Annotated in this window: 23 protein-coding genes; 11 read left to right on the top strand and 12 right to left on the bottom strand. The window is 63.3% G+C overall.

The features are described 5' to 3' along the window. Positions 1-12: 12 nt before the first annotated feature. From M2333_RS05385 to M2333_RS05335, 11 genes are all read right to left on the bottom strand, one after another. The gene (locus M2333_RS05385; RefSeq protein WP_264611081.1) at positions 13-1,260 is read right to left on the bottom strand and encodes an MFS transporter; all 1,248 of its coding nucleotides are present in this window, start codon (positions 1,258-1,260) and stop codon (positions 13-15) included. A 105-nt stretch (positions 1,261-1,365) separates the two neighbouring features. Then, entirely contained in the window at positions 1,366-1,830 is a 465-nt protein-coding gene (locus tag M2333_RS05380) for an acyl-CoA thioesterase (protein WP_264570276.1), read from the bottom strand. Then, positions 1,827-2,270 carry a nuclear transport factor 2 family protein gene (locus M2333_RS05375; protein WP_264611080.1) on the bottom strand — a complete coding sequence of 148 codons (444 nt, stop codon included), beginning with the start codon at positions 2,268-2,270 and terminating at the stop codon, positions 1,827-1,829. The genes M2333_RS05380 and M2333_RS05375 overlap by 4 nt, the downstream gene beginning before the upstream one ends. After that, positions 2,267-3,292: an aldo/keto reductase gene (locus tag M2333_RS05370; RefSeq protein ID WP_264611079.1), complete on the bottom strand. Its 1,026-nt coding sequence runs from the start codon at positions 3,290-3,292 to the stop codon at positions 2,267-2,269. Before M2333_RS05370 ends, M2333_RS05375 begins: the two co-directional genes overlap by 4 nt. Positions 3,293-3,361: 69 nt before the next feature. Continuing rightward, the gene (locus M2333_RS05365; RefSeq protein ID WP_264585035.1) at positions 3,362-3,754 is read right to left on the bottom strand and encodes a hypothetical protein; all 393 of its coding nucleotides are present in this window, start codon (positions 3,752-3,754) and stop codon (positions 3,362-3,364) included. 152 nt (positions 3,755-3,906) lie between these two features. Then, a complete protein-coding gene (locus M2333_RS05360) occupies positions 3,907-4,854 on the bottom strand; it encodes a Gfo/Idh/MocA family oxidoreductase (protein ID WP_181559638.1) in 948 nt (315 codons plus the stop codon). A 171-nt stretch (positions 4,855-5,025) separates the two neighbouring features. Next, on the bottom strand, positions 5,026-5,934 hold the full coding sequence (locus tag M2333_RS05355) for a class III extradiol dioxygenase subunit beta (protein ID WP_181559639.1): 909 nt from the start codon (positions 5,932-5,934) through the stop codon (positions 5,026-5,028). 2 nt (positions 5,935-5,936) lie between these two features. Then, on the bottom strand, positions 5,937-6,356 hold the full coding sequence (ligA, locus tag M2333_RS05350; protein WP_181559640.1) for a protocatechuate 4,5-dioxygenase subunit alpha: 420 nt from the start codon (positions 6,354-6,356) through the stop codon (positions 5,937-5,939). Positions 6,357-6,367: 11 nt separating this feature from the next. Further along, positions 6,368-7,393, bottom strand: coding sequence for an amidohydrolase family protein (locus M2333_RS05345; protein ID WP_264611078.1), 1,026 nt, complete (start codon positions 7,391-7,393; stop codon positions 6,368-6,370). 4 nt (positions 7,394-7,397) lie between these two features. After that, on the bottom strand, positions 7,398-8,321 hold the full coding sequence (locus M2333_RS05340; protein ID WP_264611077.1) for an NAD(P)-dependent oxidoreductase: 924 nt from the start codon (positions 8,319-8,321) through the stop codon (positions 7,398-7,400). Positions 8,322-8,338: 17 nt separating this feature from the next. Then, on the bottom strand, positions 8,339-9,556 hold the full coding sequence (locus tag M2333_RS05335; protein ID WP_264611076.1) for a LysR family transcriptional regulator: 1,218 nt from the start codon (positions 9,554-9,556) through the stop codon (positions 8,339-8,341). Positions 9,557-9,678: 122 nt separating this feature from the next. Here M2333_RS05335 and ligK point away from each other — a divergent pair, with 122 nt between their 5' ends. From ligK to M2333_RS05315, 4 genes are all read left to right on the top strand, one after another. Beyond that, on the top strand, positions 9,679-10,353 hold the full coding sequence (ligK, locus tag M2333_RS05330; protein WP_319801319.1) for a 4-carboxy-4-hydroxy-2-oxoadipate aldolase/oxaloacetate decarboxylase: 675 nt from the start codon (positions 9,679-9,681) through the stop codon (positions 10,351-10,353). Positions 10,354-10,404: 51 nt separating this feature from the next. Continuing rightward, positions 10,405-11,457 carry a 4-oxalomesaconate tautomerase gene (locus M2333_RS05325; RefSeq protein ID WP_264611074.1) on the top strand — a complete coding sequence of 351 codons (1,053 nt, stop codon included), beginning with the start codon at positions 10,405-10,407 and terminating at the stop codon, positions 11,455-11,457. A gap of 146 nt (positions 11,458-11,603) precedes the next feature. After that, complete coding sequence (locus M2333_RS05320; RefSeq protein WP_264611073.1) at positions 11,604-12,491, top strand: amidohydrolase family protein; 888 nt, start codon at positions 11,604-11,606, stop codon at positions 12,489-12,491. A gap of 58 nt (positions 12,492-12,549) precedes the next feature. Next, positions 12,550-14,025 carry a carotenoid oxygenase family protein gene (locus M2333_RS05315; RefSeq protein WP_264611072.1) on the top strand — a complete coding sequence of 492 codons (1,476 nt, stop codon included), beginning with the start codon at positions 12,550-12,552 and terminating at the stop codon, positions 14,023-14,025. 81 nt (positions 14,026-14,106) lie between these two features. On the opposite strand, the gene M2333_RS05310 is transcribed toward M2333_RS05315, so the two are convergent. Continuing rightward, on the bottom strand, positions 14,107-14,850 hold the full coding sequence (locus M2333_RS05310) for an SDR family oxidoreductase (RefSeq protein WP_264611071.1): 744 nt from the start codon (positions 14,848-14,850) through the stop codon (positions 14,107-14,109). Positions 14,851-14,957: 107 nt separating this feature from the next. Here M2333_RS05310 and M2333_RS05305 point away from each other — a divergent pair, with 107 nt between their 5' ends. From M2333_RS05305 to M2333_RS05275, 7 genes are all read left to right on the top strand, one after another. Next, entirely contained in the window at positions 14,958-15,371 is a 414-nt protein-coding gene (locus tag M2333_RS05305) for a winged helix-turn-helix transcriptional regulator (RefSeq protein WP_264611070.1), read from the top strand. Positions 15,372-15,746: 375 nt separating this feature from the next. After that, a complete protein-coding gene (locus M2333_RS05300; protein ID WP_264611069.1) occupies positions 15,747-18,071 on the top strand; it encodes a TonB-dependent receptor in 2,325 nt (774 codons plus the stop codon). Between the two features lie 134 nt (positions 18,072-18,205). Beyond that, positions 18,206-19,783, top strand: coding sequence for an FAD-binding oxidoreductase (locus M2333_RS05295; RefSeq protein ID WP_264611068.1), 1,578 nt, complete (start codon positions 18,206-18,208; stop codon positions 19,781-19,783). Next, positions 19,780-20,232 (top strand): c-type cytochrome, encoded by a 453-nt coding sequence (locus tag M2333_RS05290; protein ID WP_264570291.1) that lies wholly within the window; start codon positions 19,780-19,782, stop codon positions 20,230-20,232. Before M2333_RS05295 ends, M2333_RS05290 begins: the two co-directional genes overlap by 4 nt. Continuing rightward, complete coding sequence (locus M2333_RS05285; RefSeq protein ID WP_264587211.1) at positions 20,229-20,606, top strand: twin-arginine translocation signal domain-containing protein; 378 nt, start codon at positions 20,229-20,231, stop codon at positions 20,604-20,606. Before M2333_RS05290 ends, M2333_RS05285 begins: the two co-directional genes overlap by 4 nt. 37 nt (positions 20,607-20,643) lie before the next feature. Beyond that, a complete protein-coding gene (locus M2333_RS05280) occupies positions 20,644-21,423 on the top strand; it encodes a glutathione S-transferase family protein (RefSeq protein WP_264578882.1) in 780 nt (259 codons plus the stop codon). Next, positions 21,423-22,202, top strand: a complete 780-nt coding sequence (locus M2333_RS05275) for a glutathione S-transferase family protein (protein ID WP_264611067.1) — start codon at positions 21,423-21,425, stop codon at positions 22,200-22,202. The genes M2333_RS05280 and M2333_RS05275 overlap by 1 nt, the downstream gene beginning before the upstream one ends. Positions 22,203-22,267 lie beyond the last annotated feature (65 nt).

The following is a 22,267-nucleotide window of genomic DNA, read 5'->3' as shown; positions in this document are numbered from 1 at the left end:
CATCGGATGCTGTCAGAGCGCGGCCGCCATCCTGGCGCGTTGCGAGGGGGCGGTTTCGGTGAGGAACATCGCCACGATCCCGCCGAGGATCGCCAGCACCACCATGATCCACAAGGGCGCGGCCAGGCTGGTCGCGTCCGCCGCTACACCGGCCAGCGAAGGCGCGAAGACCCCGCCCAGAATTTCCGCTGATCCCATGGTGAGACCCAGCGCGGTCGCGGCTTGGCGCGGATCGACGCTTTCCGACGGCACGGTGGCCATGAACAGCGGGAAGATCCCGTTCAGCCCCCAACCAAAGAAGAAGATCGGGACCAGTCCCCAGATCGACCCGCTCCAATAGAGGGCGCCCAGCGGCAGGATGATGCCGAGCAGAGGCATGGCGATCATGACGGGCCGCCGCCCGATCCAGTCCGACAGGCCCGAGATCGCGAAGCTGCCGATAGTCGCGGAAATGCCCAGGGTTGCGATCAGCCAGCTCATTTCCGTTGGCGTGTAGCTTCTGACGCTGGTCAGATAGATCGGCAGGAAGGTCAGGCAGATGACGAAATAGCTGACCATCAGCACGCCCAGCAGCACGCAGACCAGCACATTGCGGGTGCGCAACACGCTGAGGACACCTTGCGCTTCGCCATCCTGTGCCTGCGGCCGGGCCGGAGCGCCCGGCTCTTCCAGCGTGAACCAGATCAGCAAGGCACAGATGATGCCGGGAATGGATGCGAGGAAAAAGGCGTTGCGCCACCCGAACTCCAGGCCGAACCACACGAGCAAGACCGGCGCAAGAAACGATCCCAGCAGGTTGGACCCGAAATTCTGGGCGATGCCCTGCGCAAGGCCGCGACGGCGCGGATCGACTTCGCTGGCGACCATGGCATGGCTGATCGGCATCACGCCGCCCTCCGCCGCACCCATCAGCATCCGTGCGCACAGCATAAAGAGGAAGCTTGTCGCCATGCCGCTCAGAAAGCAGCAGAGCGAGAAGCCGAGCGTCGCGCCGACGAGCAGGAGCTTGCGATTGCCGATCGTGTCAGACAGGCGGCCGATGGCGAAAGCCGCGATGGCCCAGGTGAAGGAGAGGCCGCCGGCAAGCAGGCCGATCTGCGCATTGGACAACCCGAGCTCGGGCTGGACGAACGGCATCAGCACGTTGAGCGCCTGCCGATCGAAAAAGACGATGCCGAAATTCAGGCTGAGCAGTCCGACCAGCCATGCCTGATAGCCGCCGCTGCGCAGACGCGGCGTGCCCGCATCCCCCATCACCATAAGCCCCTCCATGAGTCCTCTTGTTATGAGGGCATCATGGCGCAGGCTTTGGCAAATGGATAGCCCTCTATCGAATGGCTGTGCGCCCTCGATAGGTCGGCGGCATCACGCTCCGGGCAGAGCGAACCGGGCCCGAATGTCATCGGGCACGCGCTCGGCGCGCATCCCGCCCGGGCGCTCGCTGTCCCGCACGGTCCAGACCCGCTTTTCCGTGCCGCTTACGCAGACATGGCCGTCCTTGAGCAGGCGATGGCGAATGGTGAAGCTGGAATTGCCGAAATGGGGCGCTTCCACCTCCAGCACCACATCGTCGCCATAGGCGGCGGGGCGCTGGAACTTGGCCGACACATCAACCATCGGAAAGCCGACTACGCCCTGGGTTTTCAGCATGTCCCGCTTGCGCACGCCAAGCGCCTTCTCGAACAGCATGATCGTGCTCTCGCCGAACATCTCGAGGAAGCGCGGCGCATAGACGATGCCCGCCGGGTCGCAATGTCCCCATTCAATGCGATAGGGTCGGGAGAGGAACGCCTGGAAGTCATCCGGCTGCGAAGCAGGGGCGCCGGTCATGCCGCGAAATCCAGACCGCCGCGCCGTTCTGCAAAGCGCCATCCCTCCGGTGTCTTGCGCAGGCGGTCCGCATAGGTACCGATCAGCGGCCCCTTGGGATCGCGCACGGGCAGCCCGCCGGTTTCGCTCGCGACGCCCTGATACAGCACGATGACCGACAGCGCCGTCGCTTCGATCTCGCTTACGACGTCCACGACCACGTTGGAAACCACATGGCGCGCCGCACGGGCCGGCCTGCTCTTGAAGGTCGCAAGAATGGCGTCACGTCCCTTGATGGGCTGATCCGGTGCGCTCGGCCGGGCCATCTGACCATCCTCGGTGTAGAGGGCCGCGACGGCGTCCCAGTCAGCCGCATCGTTGAGCAGCGTGTAGCGATTGATGAGCGTGGTGCAGTCCCACTCGATCGCCCGCCGCATCGCGTCGTCCAGTGTCACGCTCATGTCGCGTCCGCCTCTTCGGGCAGCAATTCGGTATCGATCTGCTTCTGCACCGGTGCGGGATAACGCGCGCCGGCAACGGCGCCAGGCGCGAAAATCGCATCGACGGCCGCGACGCATTCGGGCGTAAGGGTGATGGAGGCCGCTTTCACATTCTCCTCGAGATGCGCGATGGACCGCGTGCCGGGGATCGCGATGATCTGCGGCGCCCGCGCCAGAACCCAGGCGAGGCTGAGCTGTGCAGGTGTGATGCCGAGATCGGCCGCTACCGCATTGAACCGCTCGGCCAGCTTGAGGTTGTGGCTGAAATTCGGCTCTTGAAAGCGCGGCATGGGGATGCGGATGTCGCCGGGCTTGAAGTCGATGCTGCTGATCGCCCCGGCAAGCATTCCGCGCGCGACCGGCGAAAAGGCGACGAAGGCGATATCGAGATCGCGGCAGGCGTCCAGCACCGCCACTTCGGGATTGCGCACCCAGGGCGAATATTCGGACTGGATGGCCGCAATGGGATGCACGGCATGGGCGCGGCGGATGCTCGCTGCGGACATTTCGGAAAGGCCGATGGCACCGATCTTCCCGGCTTCCTTCGCGCGCACCAGAGCGCCCATCGAGTCTTCGATCGGCACGTTCCGATCGAGCCGGTGCATATAATAGAGATCGATAAAATCGGTATCGAGCCGCTTGAGCGAGCGTTCCAGCGATCCCGTGATCGTCTCCGGCCGCCCGTCCAGCACACGCTCGCCATCGATCAGATCGAGCACGCACTTGCTCGACAGTACGAAGTCCTTGCGGCGATGGCCGACAGCGCGGGCAATCAGGCCCTCATTCTTGCCACCGCCATACAGCGCTGCGCTGTCGAGATGCGTCACGCCGATGTCGAGCGCATGATTGAGCAAGCGCGCGCCTTCCTCCTCGCTCGGCGGGGCGTCATAAGCGTGAGAGAGGTTCATGCAGCCCAGACTGATGGCGGAGACGGCCATGTCCGCGATGCGGCGGGTGGGGAGGGGTGTCGATGGCGAAGTCATGGCCCGGCTTGTGTCGCCCCGGGCATCAAAAATCAATCCTCGCGGCGCTTTTGGCGAGGATTGCGTGCTTTATCGCCGAAAGCCGACGGCGGTTTCGATCCAGTCCCAGAAGTCCCGGGACGCATCCTTCACATGCTGGGACGCCTCGCGATAGGCGATGGGATCGTCCCGGACACGGATGACCGGCCAGTCCGCCTGATTGATGGCATTGCGTGAGCGGAAAGCCGCCAGCAGGCGCATGGCTTGCGTCATCAGTGCTGGCGAGGCGAGCAGGATGGGTTCGCGCTGGAGCGCGGCGCTTACCAGCCCGAATTGCTCGACGAACTGCCGACGGAGCTGGAGCAATTCATGCATCCGCGCCGCTTGCGCGATCGTGCCTAACTGCACGATTTCAGTTTCGGTGGCAGAAAACGCGCGCAGCAGGTCCGCGAGATCTGAACTTAGCCCGGTCGCCACTGACATGCATCTCTCCCGCCGCCTATGGTCTGACGGTAGAGCGGCGCCTTAAACGGCAAAGCTTGAGAAATGACTACGGGCATGACGCCGATGATTGAGCGTCGCCGGAAATGAAGCGGTGTGCAGCCGCGAAACAGGCCGCACACCGCCAGTCTTTATCAGCCGGCCTTGTTGAGCTGAACTTCCAGATCGCCGAGCACGCGATAGCAATCGAGCACCTGTGCGACGGAGCTGTTGGGCTCGCGGCCCTCGCGGATCGCGGCGATGAACTCGCGGTCCTGCAGTTCAATGCCGTTGCTGGAGACGGCGACGCCGCTCAGGTCCACAGGCTCTTCCTTGCCGGTCACCAGATCGTCATAGCGCGCGATCCAGGTGCCATTGTCGCAAATGTAGCGGAAGAAGGTGCCGAGCGGCCCATCATTGTTGAACGAGAGGGAGAGGGTGCAGATCGCGCCGCTCTCGCTCTTGAGCTGGATGGACATGTCCATCGCGATGCCCAGCTCCGGGTGCATCGGGCCTTGCACGGCATTGGCCTGCACGATCTTGCCGGCCTGATAGGCGAACAGGTCGACCGTGTGCGCGGCGTGGTGCCACAGCAGATGGTCCGTCCAGGAGCGCGCTTCGCCCTTGGCATTCATGTTCTTGCGGCGGAAGAAATAGGTCTGCACATCCATCTGCTGGATTGCGAGTTCGCCCGCCGTAATCTTGTTATGGATATACTGGTGGCTCGGGTTGAAGCGGCGGGTGTGGCCGACCATGCAGACGAGACCGGTTTCCTTCTGCGTGTCGATGACCGCCTGGGCGTCGGCCCAGCTGTCCGACAGCGGGATTTCCACCTGCACATGCTTGCCCGCCTTCATGCAGGCAATGGCCTGCTGGGCGTGCATCTGCGTGGGCGTGCAGAGGATCACCGCGTCCACGTCATCACGTGCAAGCGCTTCGTCCAGTTCGGTGCCGCTGTGCTTCGCGCCATATTTGGCGGCGACTTCGGCGGCCTGCTCGGCACGACGGCTGATGATCGAGACGATCTCCACACCATCGATGTTCTTGAGGCCGTCGAGATGCTTTTCGCCGAATGCGCCGGCGCCTGCGAGTGCGATTCTCATGAGGGGGAGTCCTTTCTCCAGCTAACCCCTCCCTTTCAAGGGAGGGGCAAGGGGTGGGTGAGAGGTATCTAAACGAACGGCGGGGGCTCAATGCCCCGAAGTCGCTTCAAATGGGGTGATGACCAGCACCACCCCAACCCCTCCTCTGACGAGAAAGGGCTTTTGGGCGTGTCAGGCCTTCGCCATGCTGTGGCCGCTCATGACCTTGCGCGGTTCCAGCGGCGCCCCGGCCGTTTCTTCCGGCTGCAGGATCATCGCGCCGAGCGCGGTGTTGGAGGCCGGGATGTGGTAGAAGGTGTAGAGGTCACGCACCTTCTCCGGCAGCGCGCCGCGCATGATCAGCCACATGACCAGCTCGATGCCTTCCGATCCGCTTTCGCGCAGATACTGGATGTGCGGCATCTTGCTGAGCTCTGCGGGATCGCTGATCAGCTTGTCGATGAAGTTCAGGTCGAACTCCTTGTTGATCAGGCCAGCGCGTGGCCCCTGAAGCTGGTGGCTCATGCCGCCTGTACCCCAGACGTGGACATTGAGGTCTTCCGGGAAGCTCTCGACCGCAGCCCGGATGCTGTCGCCCAGGCTGAAGCAGCGCTTGCCCGACGGCGGCGGATAGGTGACCACGTTGACCGGGAAGGGAATGACCTTGCACGGCCATTCTTCCGGCTCGCCGAAGATCATCGAGAGCGGCACGGTGCAGCCATGGTCGACGTCCATCTGGTTCATGATGGTCATGTCGAACTCGTCCAGGATCAGGCTCTGGGCGATGTGCCAGGCGAGATCGGGATGGCCCTTCACGTCGGGCACTGGGCGCGGGCCCCAGCCTTCGTCCGCCGGCTTGAAGCTCTCCGCGCAGCCGATCGCGAAGGTCGGGATGATGTTCATGTCGAACGCCGAGGCGTGGTCGTTATAGACCAGGATCACAACGTCGGGGGTGTTGCCCGGCTGCTTGATCCACTCCCGGATCGGCTCATAGCCTTTGAAGACCGGACCCCAATAATCGTTGTCGCTGGTCTTGGTCTGCATAGCCGCGCCGAGCGCGGGAATGTGGCTGGACGTAATGCCCGTGGTAACGCGTGCCATGATCAAAATCCTCCCTTGATCGAGCGCACGCCCTCAGGCGAACGACCACCGTCGATCATCATCTGTGCATATTCTTCCTGCGTCATGCCGGTCATCGATCCGGCAGCGAACTGGAAGCTCTTGCCATCGGTCGAGAAGAGCTTGGAGAGGAAGTAAACATTCCCGCCCTCGTCGATCATGGCATTGTAGTCGCGGGCCAGCACGGCCGCTTTGGCGGCGGGCGTCAGGTTCCACTCGTCGAGATAGGCGCTCTCGTCCGCCTTGAACCGCTCGCGATTCTCGGCCTTCATCAGGCTCATCGCGAACTGGTTGAGGTTGTAGCCCCGGCGCGCGCGCTGGGCCGTGAACACGCGGGTGCCGGGAATGTCGTCAAACTCGGCAAGATAGGCGTGAACGTCGATTCTCTCTTTCTTCTCGGTCATGATATCCTCTCTTAGAGCCCGCGGGCGTTCAGCTTGGCGTCGAGACGCGGGAAGACGCGGCGGGTATTGCCCTCAAAAATCGCGTGACGCTCCTCGTCAGAAATGTCGAGCGCATCGATATAGCGCTTCGTATCGTCGAAATAATGACCTGTGGTCGGGTCGATCCCACGCACGGCACCGACCATCTCGCTGCCGAACAGGATGTTCTTGTTGTCGATCACGTCCGCCAGCAGGTTGATGCCGGGCTGGTGATACACGCAGGTGTCGAAGAACACGTTGTTCATGAGCAGCGTATCAAGGCTGGGCTGCTTGAGCATGTCCGCGAGGCCCCGGAACCGGCCCCAGTGATAAGGCACCGCGCCGCCGCCATGCGGGATGATGAAGCGCAGCGTCGGGAAATCGGCGAACAGATTGCCCTGCAGCAGCTGCATGAAGGCGATCGTATCGGCCGCCAGATAATAAGCACCCGTCGCGTGCATCGCGGGATTGCAGCTGCCCGAGACGTGGATCATCGCCGGGACGTCCAGTTCGACCATCTTCTCGTAGAAGGGATACCAGAATTTGTCGGTCAACGGCGGCTGCTTGAAGTGGCCACCGCTCGCATCCGGGTTCAGGTTGCAGCCGATGAAGCCCAGCTCGTTAACGCAGCGATCCAGCTCGGCGATCGAGCTGGTCATCTCCGCCTCTGGCGACTGCGGCAACATGCACACGCCAGCGAAGGTCTCGGGATAGAGGTCAACCACGCGGGCAATCAGGTTGTTGCAAGCCTGCGCCCACGGGACCGCCACCGACTGATCGCCGACATGCGGCGCCATGGCCGAGGCGCGGGGCGAGAAGATCGTCATGTCCGCGCCGCGCTCCTTGATGAGGCGGAGCTGGTTCTGCTCGATGGTCTCGCGAATGTCGTCGTCAGAAATCTCGGGATAGGGCGGGCAGGGCGTGCCATTCTTGAACGCCGCCTTCTGCTGCTCGCGCCACTCGTCATGCGCCTTGGGCAGCACGGTATAGTGGCCATGGCAGTCGATGATCATAGTCATTCCGTCACCTTCCAGACTTTTCTGCTTCTGTAATTTTGGGCTGCGCAGCGGACACGGGCTTTGCGATCATTTCTGGATGCATGGCATCCAGAAAGGCCAGCTTGGCCTCAAGCCCCTGCGGCATCTCGGCCGAACCGAGCAAGGCGCCCATCGCCCGCTGGCGTGTCACTGTCCCGCGTGTCATGGCCGGTTCGATGCCCAGCTCGGTAAGCGTCACGACCACCTCGTCCATCTCGGCGGCGCGCCGTGTGCCGTGCGCCAGCATCCGGTCGAGATTATAATCGATCTTTTCGGGCCAGTCTCCGCCGAGTGAGGCCAGCACGTTCTCGGTCACGCCCGCACGACGGGCCGCGAGGATCATCTCCGCCGTCAGCGCCTCGATGCCCTTGATCATGACAGAACGGACCATCTTCGTCGCGCTGGCGGCGCCGACCTGATCGCCCGCAATTGCAACCTTGCTGAAGCCGATCGCACGCAGCGCCGCTTCACCCTGCGCGGCGTGCGGGCCGCTGATCAGCAGAGGCACAGTCATCGCGGCGGGCTGTACGGGCGACATGACCGCTACATCGACATAATGGCCGCCAGCCTGCTCGATCGCCGCAGCATTGCGCTGCTTGGCGCCCGGCGACACGGAATTCATGTCGAAGAACAGCGCGCCGGGGGACAGGTGCCGCGCGGCTGCGGACGCTGCCGCCTCGGTCTGATCGGCGGTGACGAGGCTCAGGATTATTTCCGCGCCGGCTAGCGCGTCCGCCAGGGACTCGCAGCCAGTGACGCCCGTTTCGGTGTACGCGGCGCGGATCGGGCCGGCCGTCTGCGGTTCGATTGCCTTGAGGTCGAATGCGCGAGCATCGCTGCGCCATCCGGCGGCGCCGGCGAAGGTCCGGCCCGCTTCCCCAAAGCCGATAAGGGCAATTCTCCCGCTCATGATCGACGCTGTGCCGCCTATCGATCAGAATCGCAAATTTGTTCCCGCTCCGTGCCATAAGCAGAAGCGAATGGTTCCGTCGCGGCCCGGTCCAGCTCGGCGATGAAGACAGCTTGTGCCGGGGCCGGCCGCCACTGTGCCCGGGTGGTGAGCGCGACCGCGCGAGAGAAGCCCCCGGGCGGGGCGCCAAGCGAGACGAGCCAGCCCGCCTCCTGCTCGACCGAGACCTGATCGGGCGAGAGCAGGGTCAGAAAGTCAGTCTGCATCAGGATTTCGCGGATCATCATCACCGAACCGCATTCGATCGGAACGGGCGGCGGGGCAAGTCCGGCCGTGCGGAACATCTCGTCGAAGCGCGTCCGCAGGGGCGCGCCGGGTGACGGCAAGATCCAGGCATAGCCCGCGAGATCGCTCAACGGACGATCCCGTGCTGGCCCGGCCTCGGGATGACCGGCCCGCGCGATGATAATCACCTCATCCTCGAACAGGGGGCGCTGCGTGAGATCCGGGCCGGGTGGCGGATCGCGCATGGCGCCGACCATCATGTCTATGCTGCCGTCGCGTAGGGATTCCGCCAGTTCGCCATGCGATCCTTCCACGATCACGATTTCGATGGCCGGAAATGCGGTGTTGAACCTTGCCAGCGCGCGCGGCAGCACCCGAGCGCGGGAGAGCGGCATCGCCCCGATGGTGATCCGCGCGGGCACGCCGCCGGATTGGCCCAGGGCTTCGTCGAGGCCGGCTTCCAGCTCTGTCCGGGCGAGGCGGAAGTTCCGGGCGGTGCGCCGGCCCGCGTCGGTCAGCGCAATCCCCCGTCCGCGCCGTTCGACGAGCGACCGCCGGAGGATCAGCGACAGATCGCCAATGGCGCGATGCAGTGTCGGCTGCGAGAGGCCGCTCTGCGCCGCTGCAGCCGCATAACTTCCGCTATCCGCGACGGCGAGGAAAGCCCGCAACTGCGCCATGGTCACCCGTCGCGAGCCGATCAGTTCGGCCGCTTGCTCAACGCGCTCAGCCAGCGCCATCGCAGGAGGGAGGGGCGTCATGCCGTCCGTGCGCCGCTCGAACAGTTGCACGTCCATGATGCTTTCCACGCGGGCAATGGCTTGAGTTACAGCGGGCTGGGTCAGATGGAGCGTGCTCGCGGCGGCGGACACGCTTCCCTTGTGCGTTACCGCCGCAACGGCGGCGAGGTGGCGCAGATTGAACGAAAAGGGTGAGAGGCCCGATGCCATGAGGGCCAGACTTAGCAGATGCTTATGATCTGCGCAAAGTTCGGGGTGGATTGACCGGACGCCGTTCCCCTATTCTATACGGGAGCAAGGCTGTTGCCAGTTAATGTTGATCGAGAGGAGCAATCATGGGTGTGGTCGTACAGAATATCGAACGTGCTGATCCTGAGGTGATTGACGGTTTGGCGGCGTGCGGTGTTGCGACGGTTCATGAGGCGCAGGGACGCACGGGTTTGCTGGCGAGCTACATGCGGCCGATCTATGCCGGTGCGCGGATCGCGGGCAGTGCAGTGACGATCAGCGCGCCTCCGGGCGACAATTGGATGGTGCATGTCGCCATCGAGCAGTTGAAGGCCGGCGACATCCTGCTGCTGGCCCCGACCAGCCCCTGCGAGGATGGCTATTTCGGCGATCTTCTGGCGACCTCGGCGCAGGCGCGCGGCTGTCGCGGCCTGATCATCGATGCCGGCGTGCGCGATGTGCGCGACCTCACCGAGATGAACTTCCCGGTCTGGTCCAAGGCCATTTACGCGCAGGGCACGGTCAAGAACACCCTGGGCAGCGTCAACATCCCAGTCGTCTGCGCCAACGCGCTGGTCAATCCGGGCGATGTCATCGTGGCCGATGATGATGGCGTGTGCATCGTCCCTCGCGCCAACGCCGCCAAGGTGCTGGAAGCGGCCCGCGCGCGCGAAGCCAATGAAGGCGAGAAGCGCGAGAAGCTGGCCTCCGGCGTGCTGGGCCTCGACATGTACAAGATGCGCGAGCGCCTGGAGAAGGAAGGCCTGAAATATGTGTGAGGCACGTCGGCCTCGGAATGCATCTCAGTTCGCTTCGAACGGGAGGCTGTGATGGACGGCATCACCTGCATGTGGATGCGTGGCGGCACCTCTAAGGGCGGCTATTTCTTGGCGGACGATCTGCCCACGGATACCGCCGCCCGCGACGCCTTCCTTCTACGCGTCATGGGCTCGCCAGACCCGCGCCAGATCGACGGCATGGGTGGTGCCGATCCGCTGACCAGCAAGGTTGGCGTGGTCAGGAAATCGAGCCGCGAAGGGGTCGATGTCGATTATCTCTTCCTGCAAGTGTTCGTCGATCAGGCGATTGTCACCGACGCGCAGAATTGCGGCAATATCCTCGCGGGCATCGGTCCGTTCGCCATTGAGCGCGGTCTCGTGCAGCCAACCGGCGATGAAACCCGCGTCGCCATCTTCATGGAGAATACCGGCCAGGTCGCCGTCGCCACGGTGCAGACGCCCGGCGGCCAGGTTCGCTATGATGGTGACGCCTCGATCAGTGGCGTGCCGGGTACATCGGCGCCCATTCCGCTGTTGTTCCGCGATACCGCTGGCTCATCCTGCGGCGCCCTGCTGCCCACGGGCAATGGCGTCGACGAGATCAAGGGCATCAAGGTGACGATGATCGACAATGGCATGCCCTGCGTCGTCATGCTTGCCAGCGACGTCGGCGTGACCGGCTATGAGGATCGTGACACGCTTGACGCCAATAACGAGATGAAGGCGAAGGTCGAGGCCATCCGCCTCAAGGTCGGTGAGATGATGAACCTTGGCGACGTAACCGAAAAGTCCGTCCCCAAGATGATGCTGGTGGCGCCGCCGCGCGAGGGTGGGGCCGTTACCGTGCGTTCGCTCATCCCGCATCGTGTCCATGCCTCCATCGGGGTGTTGGGTGCGGTGAGCGTGGCGACGGCATGCCTTATCGAAGGCTCTCCCGCCGCCTCCGTCGCCAAGGTGCCCGAGGGTGCGACGAAGACGCTGGGGGTCGAGCATCCGACCGGCGTCACCGAATGCGTCGTGACCGTGGACGCTGACGGACAGCCGGTGGAAGCCGGCATGTTGCGCACCGCCCGCAAGCTGATGGACGGGGTGGTGTTCGGCTGAACATCCCCTGCGTCTATGGCAGGCTCCCTGCACCTCAGAACAAGTCCGTTCGCCCTGAACTTGTCAAAGGGCTGTTTCATCTGGAACAATCGAACGGAAAGTGAGAACCGGGCTTCGACAGGCCCAGCCCGAACGGAACCAATGAGATGACCGACCGCATCCTTTCCTGGCATAGCAACCCGAGCAAGCCCGCCTACACGCCGCCGCCGGGCGCCGTGGATGCGCATTGCCACGTGTTCGGGCCGATGGCGCAGTTCCCGTTCAGCGCGAAGGCCAAATATCTGCCGCAGGATGCAGGCCCGGACATGCTCTTTGCCCTGCGCGATCATCTGGGCTTTTCCCGCAACGTGATCGTCCAGGCGAGTTGCCATGGCACCGACAATGCCGCGACCCTGAACGGCATTGCCGTTTCTGACGGGAAGGCGCGCGGTGTCGCCGTGGTCGATCCCGCGATCAGCGAGGCCGAGCTTGAGGCGCTGCACGCCGGCGGCATGCGCGGCATCCGCTTCAACTTCCTCAAGCGCCTGGTAGACGATGCTCCCAAGGACAAGTTCCTCGAGGTCGCGAGCCGACTGCCGGAGGGCTGGCATGTGGTCATCTATTTCGAGGCGGACATTCTCGAAGAACTGCGCCCGTTCATGGATGCGATCTCGGTGCCGCTGGTGATCGACCATATGGGCCGGCCCGATGTACGCCAGGGACCGGACGGTGCTGACATGAAGGCCTTCCGCAACCTGCTCGATAGTCGCGATGACATCTGGTTCAAGGCGACCTGCCCGGACCGGCTCGATCCCGCCGGTGCGCCTTGGAATGATTTTGCCAATGCCGTCGCGCCGCTTGTCGCCGATTATCAGGATCGGGTCATCTGGGGCACCGACTGGCCGCACCCCAACATGCAGGATGCCATCCCGGACGATGGCTTGCTTGTGGACATGATCCCACGCATCGCGCCGACGGAAGCGTTGCAGCGCAAGATGCTGGTGACCAACCCGATGCGTCTATACTGGCCTGAAGAACTTCGCGCTGGGTCATAGCCAGTTCGATAACGAGAGACCAAACAGGCCCGAAACCGCAAGCTGACTGGAGAGAAGAATGCCGTTTCCCGCAACGCCGGACTATATGGGCCTCAACACGCCAGTCCGTCAGGAAGTTTCGCTCAAGGGCCTCACGGCATCCGAGGGCACCATTCCGGCGGATGTGCGCGGCGCTTTCTTCCGGGCAGTGCCCGATCCGCAGTTCGAGCCGTTCTTCCAGCCCGATACCGCGCTCTCCGATGATGGCATGATCAGCCGCATCCTCTTCAATGAGGACGGCACGGTCGATTATGACATCAAATATGTCCAGACCCCGCGCTGGAAGGCCGAGAACGCCGCCGGCAAGCGTCTGTTCGGCCGCTATCGCAACCCCTTCACCAATGACGCGTCGGCCGAGGGCGTGGAGGGGACCGTCTCCAACACCACGCCGGTCTGGCATGCGGGCAAGCTCATCATGACCAAGGAGGATGGGCCGGGTCATCAGGTCGATCCGCACACGCTGGAGACCATCGGCGCCTATGATTTCGGTGGCGCGCTCAAGTCGCAGACGATGACGGCCCATGTCCGCATCGATCCCGAGACCAAGGAGATGTTCGTCTATGGCTATGAGGCGGATGGCCTCTGCTCTAAGACCATCGCTTATTGGTGGACCGACAAGGACGGCAAACTTGTCAAGGAACAGTCGTTCGAGGCGCCGTTCTGCAGCCTTGTCCATGACTTCGTGATCACCGAGAACTACGCGATCTTCCCGCTGCAGCCCACCACCGCCGATCTTGAACGCGTGAAGGCGAAGGGCGCGCACTGGGTTCACCAGCAAGATCTGGAATATCACATCGGGGTGATGCCGCGTTATGGCGATGTGTCCGAGATCCGTTGGTTCAAGGGACCGAAGGGCGCCTCCAGCTTCCATATGATGAATGCGTTCGAGACGCCGGACGGCAAGGTCCATATCGATCATCACATCACCGACACCATCGCCTTCCCGCACATCCGCGCGGACAGCGGTATCGATGTACAGCCTTGGGAGCTGGGCGGCGGCTTTCAGCGCTGGACGGTCGATATGAAAGGCGACGGCGATGGCGTGGAGGTCACGCCGCTCGGGCCTCCGGGAGACATGCCGCGCATTGCCGATGCCGATCAGGGGCGCCCGTACAAGCGGGGCTGGTATTGCAGCATGAACCCGCAGCCCATGGGGCCGCCGCTGATGGGCGGCGTCGTCGGCGCCATGTTCACCGCGCTCCTCCGGAAGGATTTCGAAACCGGCGCAATCGTCGGCTATAATCTGCCGCCGGCGCATGGGATGAGCGAGACCGTGCATGTGCCGTCGAGCGAGCCCGGTCATGAAGGCTGGCTGGTCGGCGTCGTCGATCATGAGACCGCGCCGGACCAGTTCGAACATGCGGTGTGGATCTGGAACGCAGGTGACCTGCCGGCCGGGCCAGTCGCCAAGGTGCCCGTGCCCACCCGCATGCGGCCGCAGGTCCATGGCTGGTGGGTGCCGATGGCGGCCTATCAGGCGGCGAAAGCGGCCTGATCCTTTCGCACGCCCAAGGGCGCAGGTGTTAGAGCCTGCCCCCTTGGACGGCAGTGATGTTTCGTCATACCAACTTGGCGATCAAAGCGTGCTGATCATCCGCACAGTCTCGTCAAACCGTCCCTCGCGCTCAGCCGAGCGAAGGAAGCGGACATTCTCGACGAGGATTTCCTCGGGCGTGGGCACTTGCTGAAAGAGTGCCATCACTTCCGCAGCATAATCATCGAGTGGCATATAGTTTTCCCGCGTGGATTGTCCCGGGGTTAGCTCGGTGCGCACGGCTGGTGGGGCCAGCTCGATCACCTCGACCTTGCCGCGCAGCTGTTCCCGCAGGGAGACCGTCCAGCTGTGCAAGGCCGCCTTGCTCGCGCTGTAGCTCGGCGTGCCGATCAGCGGCACGAAGGCGAGGCCGGAGGTCGTGTTGACGATCGCGGCGTCTTCCTGCGCCGTCAGATGCTCGATCAAGGCATTGGTGAGACGGATCGGCCCCAGCACATTAGTGATGAAGGTCTGCTCCGCCACAGTCGTGTCGCCACGTCGCGTCAGATCCTCGCGCTGCATGATGCCGGCATTGTTGAACAGGATGTTGATCGCCGGAAAGCGGGCGATCGCTTCGGCCGCGAATGCTTCGATGCTTCCCGGATCGCTCGCATCGACGGTGAGCATGTGCATGCCCGCGCGACCCTGGATGGTTTCAGCCAATGTCGCTGCGGTCCGCCCCGCGACGATCACCGTGTTGCCGAGCTCGTGGAAATGGCGCGCCAATGCGCGGCCAATACCGGAGCCGCCACCGGTGACGAGAATGGTGTTGCCAGTGGTCTTCATGCCGTCTGCTCCAAATTCTGCTGGTGGACGACTGCTCATTTAAGTCCTAGCTTTCAGAACGAAAGAAGGCACCGGAAAGATTGATACTCACCGGAAAGAGAGTGTGAATGACAACTCAAGCGAAGCGCCCAAGCGTGCCAGCCAGCCCGGATCGCTACGATCAGATCGATCCCCGCGTGGAAGCGCTGGTCAATGACCTTATCGGCCAAGTCGCGGACAAATGGACCATGCTGCTGATCGAGGTGTTGCATGACCATGGCGAGCAGCGCTTCACACGCATCTTCGAGAAGATGCCCGGCATCAGCCAAAAGATGCTGACGCAGACCCTGCGACAGATGGAGCGCAACGGTCTGGTCCACCGCACGGTGCATCCGGTCGTGCCTCCCCATGTGGATTATCGGCTGACGGAGCTGGGTGCCAGTCTGGGCGAAGCATTTTGTGGCGTGTGGACCTGGGCGGAAGATCATCTGCAGGCCATCGACGCCGCTCGCCTGAGATTTGATGAGGCACGCACTCGTTAAGTGAGCCGGGCAGGGCGACCGCTAACTCGCCGCATTCTGTTTTCACGAACGAAGTGGCAACGAATCACGCATTCAAGTTGGTGTCTTAGCCGGCCTCCGCCTCCATCGCTGCGGCCGTTCGCCTTTGCCGTGCTTCAAAGATGCACAACCAGACATGTTCCTGCGCTCTTGAACAAGCGCGCTGATGCATAACTCCCACGCCGGGACCAAAAGTTCGGCCATCGCGCTGCCGCCGTCTCCTTTAAGTTGATCCTGTCCGGAATTCCTGCCTATATCAACGAGCCTAAAAAACGGCTCCTGTATGCTCTGCGAGAGGTCGCAAAGACCCGCGCAATGTGAGGCTGCATCGAGCCGCACAGGTGAGGAGAAGATGTGATGAACAGGAAGTCCAGAATCCGCCCATTGCTATGCGCCGGTTCGGTTATGGTGATGGCCATCGCGGCGACGACGCCCGCTTTCGCCCAGCAAGATGCCGCCCCGCAGGCCGACAGCACCCCCGATATCATTGTTACTGCACAATTTCGGTCCCAGCGCCTGCAGGATACGCCTTTGGCGATCACGGCGGTGGATGCGGCGCTGCTCGAGGCGCGCAATCAGGATGACATCGCTGCGGTCGCCCGGCAGGCGCCCAGCGTGACCCTCACCCCCATGGGTGGCGCGTTCGGCGACTCCATGGGCGCCTCCATCCGCGGCATCGGGCAGTTCGATTTCAACCCGGCTTATGAGCCGGGCGTCGGGCTTTATGTTGATGATGTCTATTATCCGACCCTCACCGGTGCCAATTTCGACCTGCTCGACCTGGAGCGCGTGGAGGTGTTGCGCGGCCCGCAGGGAACGCTCACGGGTCGCAACTCGATTGGGGGCGCGATCAAACTGTTCTCGAAGAAGCCGGAGGCCGATCCGAGCGGTTTTGCCGAAGTGAGCTACGGCTCGCGCAACCGCGTGGAAGTTCGGGCGGGGGCGAATTTCCCGATTACGGATATGCTCTTCGCCCGCGTTTCCGGCGTCCATAAGAGCCAGCGGGGGTATGTCCAGCAGATCGATTATGGCTGCGCCAACCCCGGCAACCCCGAGGGCATCCTGCCGGCCGTGCCGACCAACACCGACTGCGTGGTCGAGGATCTGGGCGGCATCAATTATTCAGGCGTACGCGGCGCGCTGCGTTATGCCGGCGAGAAGCTCGATATCCAGATCATAGGCGACTATCAGTATTCCGATCGCCCGAGCGCTGCGGAAGTGCCGATCGTCGCGCAGGGCGATGCCTCGAACTTCCTGTGCGGACCGTGGTGCACCTATGCAAGCTGGGGGCTGCCGGCGGGCGGTCAGGCCGGCAACTGGGATACGGGCAATCGCAACAAGTTCCGTGGCTGGGGCGTGTCTGGTCATATCGATTGGGACGTGACCGACAATCTCCAGGTCCAGTCGATCACGGCCTACCGCTCCTACAATAACCGCTGGGGCACGGACGATGATTTCACGCCGACGCTGACGCGGGCTGCCGGCGGCTTCAACGATCTCGATTTCTGGTTCGTGAGCCAGGAACTGCGGGTCAACGCCAAGCTTGGCGACATGGCCGATTTGACCGTGGGCGGATACTATTCCGACCAGCGTAGCACCTACTTCACCATTCAGGATATTCGCTACATCATCCCCGGCGTTCCGCTCCAGTTCCTCGGCAACGATCCGATCAATGCGGATAGCAAGGCTGTGTTCGGCACTGCGATCGTCCGTCCGGTTGATGGCATGACGATCACGGGCGGTATCCGCTACACTGAGGAGCATAAGGACTACACGTTCATCCGGCGGAACCTCGACAATACCGCGCCGCTCTTCCCCGATCCGTTCGGCCTCTCGGCTCTCAACAATCTGAAGGCCGTGTATGACGGCAGCCGGGTCGACTGGCGCTTGTCCGTCGATTACCGCTTCTCGCCGGAAGTGTTGCTCTATGGAACCGTGGGCACGGGCTTCAAGGGTGGCGGCGTCACCGCGCGCCCGTTCCTGCCGACGCACGCGACCCAAGGCACGTTCGGGCCGGAGACCGTCACAGCCTACGAGATCGGCCTCAAGACGGACTTGCTGGACCGTCGCCTGCGGGTGAACCTCGCGGGCTTCTATAACGACTATAAGGCGATCCAGCTGCCCCTCTCCGACTGTTCGGCTTATGGTGGCGGGCCCTGCGCGGTCATCGCCAATGCCGGCGACGGCAAGATGTGGGGCTTTGAAGCCGAGGTTTCGGCAACCCCGGTCGACAATCTGATGATCGACGCGTCGCTGAGCCTGATCGGTTCGGAGTACAAGTCGATCTCGCCCGCCGTCGGCAGCACGATCACCGCCGGCAGCCCCATCGTTTCGCCCGAAACACAGTGGAGCGCAGGCATTCAATATGAGATCGACATGGGCGGGTCCGGCTCGATTACACCGAGGCTGGACGTCGCCTATCGCGGCCGGCAGTTGGCCAGCAGAACGCTGAACGCGGTCAATCCGGACTTCGAATATTTTCCGTCCTACGTGCTCGGCAGCACCCGGCTGACCTGGCGCAATCAGGATCGCGACCTCGCCGTGTCGTTCGAAGTGACCAACCTCTTCGACGAATATTACTACACGTCGCGGTTTGACGCCGTCTACGGCTTCGCGGGCACGGCCTATGCCAATGTCGGCGCGCCGCGCGAATGGCGCGTGTCGATCAAGAAGGACTTCTAAGGCCCTAGGGCGAGATAAACTTGAGGAGGGCGGCCGCGTGGTCGCCCTCATTTCCTTTGACCGCCCCATGATCCCACAATAGCAATAGTCGCAAGAGCGAGAGGCCGCACAGGCCCGCAAGGAGAGGTGAGCGCATGAAGCTAGTTTTGCCGCCCGGAATGTCACCGCAACGCTTCGATGCCGCCGTCAAGGCGTTGCAGGCTGCGGTCGGTGCGGGCTGGGTGATGACCAGCGATGAAGATCGCGACGCCTATGCAGATATCTATGCGCCGGGCCCCGAGACGCTCTGGAGCGCATCGGGCGCGGTGGCCCCGAGCACGGTCGAGGAAGTGCAGGCGGTCGTGCGCATCGCCAATGAGCACAAGCTGCCCCTCTGGACGGTCGCGCGCGGCAAGAACCTTGGTTATGGCACGGCGGCGCCGCGGATGCCGGGCTGTATGGTGTTGGATCTCGGGCGGATGAACCGCATTCTCGAGGTCGATCCGGAGCTGGGCTATTGCGTCATCGAGCCGGGCGTCGGCTTCATCGATCTCTATGAGCATATCCAGCGCGAGAAGCTGCCGCTGATGATGTCCGTGCCCGGCAATGGCTGGGGCTCGGTGCTTGGCAACGCACTCGATCACGGCATCGGCTACACGCCTTATGGCGTCCACGCCAGCAACCTGTGCGGCATGGAAGTCGTGCTCGCCAATGGCGATGTGGTGCGCACGGGCCTTGGTGCCATGGAGAACAACAAGGCCGCGCATCTTTTCCCGTTCAGCTATGGCCCGAGCTGGGACCAGATGTTCACCCAGTCCAACCTGGGCGTCGTGACCAAGGCCGGCATGTGGCTGATGCCGGAGCCGGAAACCTCGGTGGAGCTGAACCTTGAAATCCCACAGGCGGAAGACATCGCCTGGGTGATCGATACCCTCACACCCTTGCGGCTGAATCGGATCATCGATCAGTCGATCTTCATTCCGAGTTGGCTTGGCAAGATGACGATCCTGGGGCAGCGCAAGGACTTCTGGGACAAGCCCGGCGCCATCCCTGACTGGCGCGTGCAGGAGCTGCTCAAGGAGCACAAGCTCAGCTACTGGAACATGCAGTTGCGCCTCTATGGCGAGGAATCGGTGACGAAGGCCAAGGCGGCTGTCGTGAAGGCCGCCTTCGCGCCGCACCTCAAGACGCCGATCGGCGAGCGCTGGTGGCGCAAGGGCGATCCGACCAATGTGATGGACCTGACGCTTGGCGTACCTTCCGCCGTTCCGCTGCAGATGGGCGATTGGGTCGGCGGGCGCAGTGCCCATATGGGCTTCTCGCCGGTTGTCCCGGCCACTGGCAAGCATGTGCTCGACCAGATGCGCCGCAGCCGCAAAATCATCAACGATCATGATGTGGATTTCTACGCCAGCTTCACCATCGGCGGGCGGTTCTGCAACAATGTGAACATGCTGATGTACGACCGCGACAATGACAAGCAGGTCGAGACGATCAAAACGCTGTTCAACGCGCTGATCGCCGACGCTGCCGCCCACGGCTATGCCGAATATCGCACCCATCTCGGCTGGATGGACGCGATCTCCAATACCTTCGGGTTCAACAACCATGCCATGCGGCGGATGACCGAGCAGGTGAAGAATACGCTCGACCCGAACGGCATTCTCTCTCCCGGCAAGAACGGCATCTGGCCCAGCGCCTATGCCGACCAGCGTGGAAAGGCTCTGGCATGAGGATAGGGCAGGTCACGAGCCTCATGACGCTGATGGCAGTCGGCGTGCTGATGACGACCTATGATCTGGGGACAAGGGACGCGCGGGCTGCCCAGCCCGGCGGTGCTCCGGCAGGCGGCCCGCCGCCCCCCTCCGCTTACGGCATGAGGGCGCAAATGGCGCCAGGGGACCGGCAGCATAATGCCAATAGCGGTGAAGCGCTGTTCTCCAATCGGTGCGGCGCATGCCATTTCGATTGGGGGATGGGCACCAATCTGATCACGAAGCAGCAGGTGATGATGGGGAACCCGCCCGCCATGGGCCTGATCGCCAACCGGGACGATCTGACCGCCGATTATGTGAAGGCGGTCGTGCGTATGGGCAAGGGCGCTATGCCCCGCCAGACGCGCGTGGACATCACCGACTCCGAACTGGAAGCCGTGGCGGCCTATCTGGGGAAGGGCAAATGAGCGGCGTCTCCCGGCGGCAATTGCTGGGCGGCGCGGCGGTGGCAGGGGCTGTCGGCTTATTCGGCGCCCGGGCCGTCGCTGGCCCGGAGAAGGCAGCCCGCATCGTCGTCTATGACAGCCGCAGAGCCGCAAGTCGGTCTTTCGCCGGGCAGTTCTTCGGCGTGCAGCAGATCGATCTTGCCGGAGAGCATAGCCGTAACTGGGCCGGCGTCCGCGCGATCCGTCGCAGCGGTGCGATGTCTGGTCCGGTGGCCGGTCTGACCGGCTGGAATGACTATGTCGCCGCCCGGACCTGGCTTGAGGATCGCGGGCTGCGTCTGCGCTCTGAACGGCGCGACGCGACCCATGACCTCATCGCCTGGACGATGGCCTGAAATTGATCGAGAGGAGAGGGCAGCGGCCCGCGTTACGATGAGCAGCAGCAACGACGTCACTTTGTACCATTGGGAGCCCAACGCCAATTCGGGCAAACCCATGCTCACCCTCATCGAGAAAGGTGTGGCGTTCAATAGCCATTATCTCGACCTGCTCTCGTTCGATCAGCACAAGCCGGACTATCTGGCGATCAACCCGATGGGGACGATCCCGGCGATGACCCATGGCGGCCGGCTGCTCAATGAATCGACCGCCATGATGGAATATGTGGAGGAGGCCTTTCCCGGCCCCTCGATGATGCCTGAAGACCCGGTCGATCGCTGGCGTGTGCGCTGGTGGATGAAATATCTCGACCAGTGGCTTTGCCCGTCGTTCAGCATGATCGGCTGGAGCATCTTCATCGGCCCGCAAGTCCGGGCGCGCGACCCGGAAGAACTCAAGGCAGCGATCGACCGCATTCCCTTGCCGGAGCGCCGCACTGCCTGGCGCAAGGCGATCTACGGCTTGTTCAGCGAGGCGGAACTGGCAGAGTCGACGCGGCGGGTGAAGCTGGGCATCACCAAGCTGGAGGAGGCGCTGGGGCAGCGCGAGTATCTCGGCTCGGATCAATACTCGCTGGCGGATATCAATTGCTTCAATTCGGCTTACGGGCTCCCCTCCATGCAGCCCGATGACGTGAACGACGCAAAAACCCCCAACATCATGCGCTGGCTGCGCGCCATTGCGCGGCGCCCTGCGGTGCGGGAGACCTGGGCCTATAGCCGCGTGCCCCGTTTTGCCGAGCGCATCATTCCCTTGATCGAGGAGGCAGCGTGATGGCGATGACCCTGTATCATGGCGAGCCGACCGGCCCCTCGCTCACGGTGCTCGCCGCGCTGTTCGAGAGCGGTCTGAACGCGGAGCTTCGCCCTATCGACCTCGGCATGGCCGAGCGCCATGGCGGGACCGTGCCGCGCGCTTTCGAGGTGGATTACAGCGTCGAAGGGGAAGGTCCCGTGCTCGTCGTCGACGGGCACGCGCTGTGCGATAGCGTGTTCATCGCCTGCTATCTGGATGACGCCGCGCCCGGTTGTGGCCTGCGCCCCACTGATCCCTATGCCCGGTGGGAAATGATGGCCTGGTGTCGCTGGATGATCGAGCGCGTCGCGCCCGGCGCGGCGGCCCTGGCCAACCTGGCGTGGACGACGCCGCGCTTGGCTGCGCTCGATGACGCGCGCTTCGATGCGCTGATTGCCCCCATTGCCTCGCAGGATCTGGCCGAGCGCTGGCGCGAGACGCGTAGCGGCCAGCTCTCGGCCGAGCATCGTGCTGCCAGCGAGGCACGGGTCCGTGAGGCCACGCAGAAGATCGAGGCCCGCCTTGAGGCGCGCGACTGGCTCATGGGCAGCTTCTCCATCGCCGATCTGGAAAGCTACGCCTGGGTGGCGCCGATGCGTGATCTGGTCCCTGATGCCTTCACCGACAAGCCGCGCCTGGCGGCGTGGCTGGCGCGGGTTGAGGCGCGGCCCAGCGTGCAGCAGGCGCTCGCGCAGGCGGGCAGCCCGCAGCCGGCTCACGCCTTTGCCCCCGGCCCGGAAATCAATCGCTGGGGCTAGGACGGAACGTCCACCGCGCTCTCTCGTTGGATGATCGGCGGCGCCTCTCGCGCCGCTGCATCATC

This window comes from Sphingobium sp. B11D3B, assembly GCF_025961735.1.
Classification (GTDB): domain Bacteria; phylum Pseudomonadota; class Alphaproteobacteria; order Sphingomonadales; family Sphingomonadaceae; genus Sphingobium.
The sequence above is the reverse complement of the archived record's forward strand: the minus strand, read 5'-3'. Positions and strand labels throughout refer to the sequence as shown.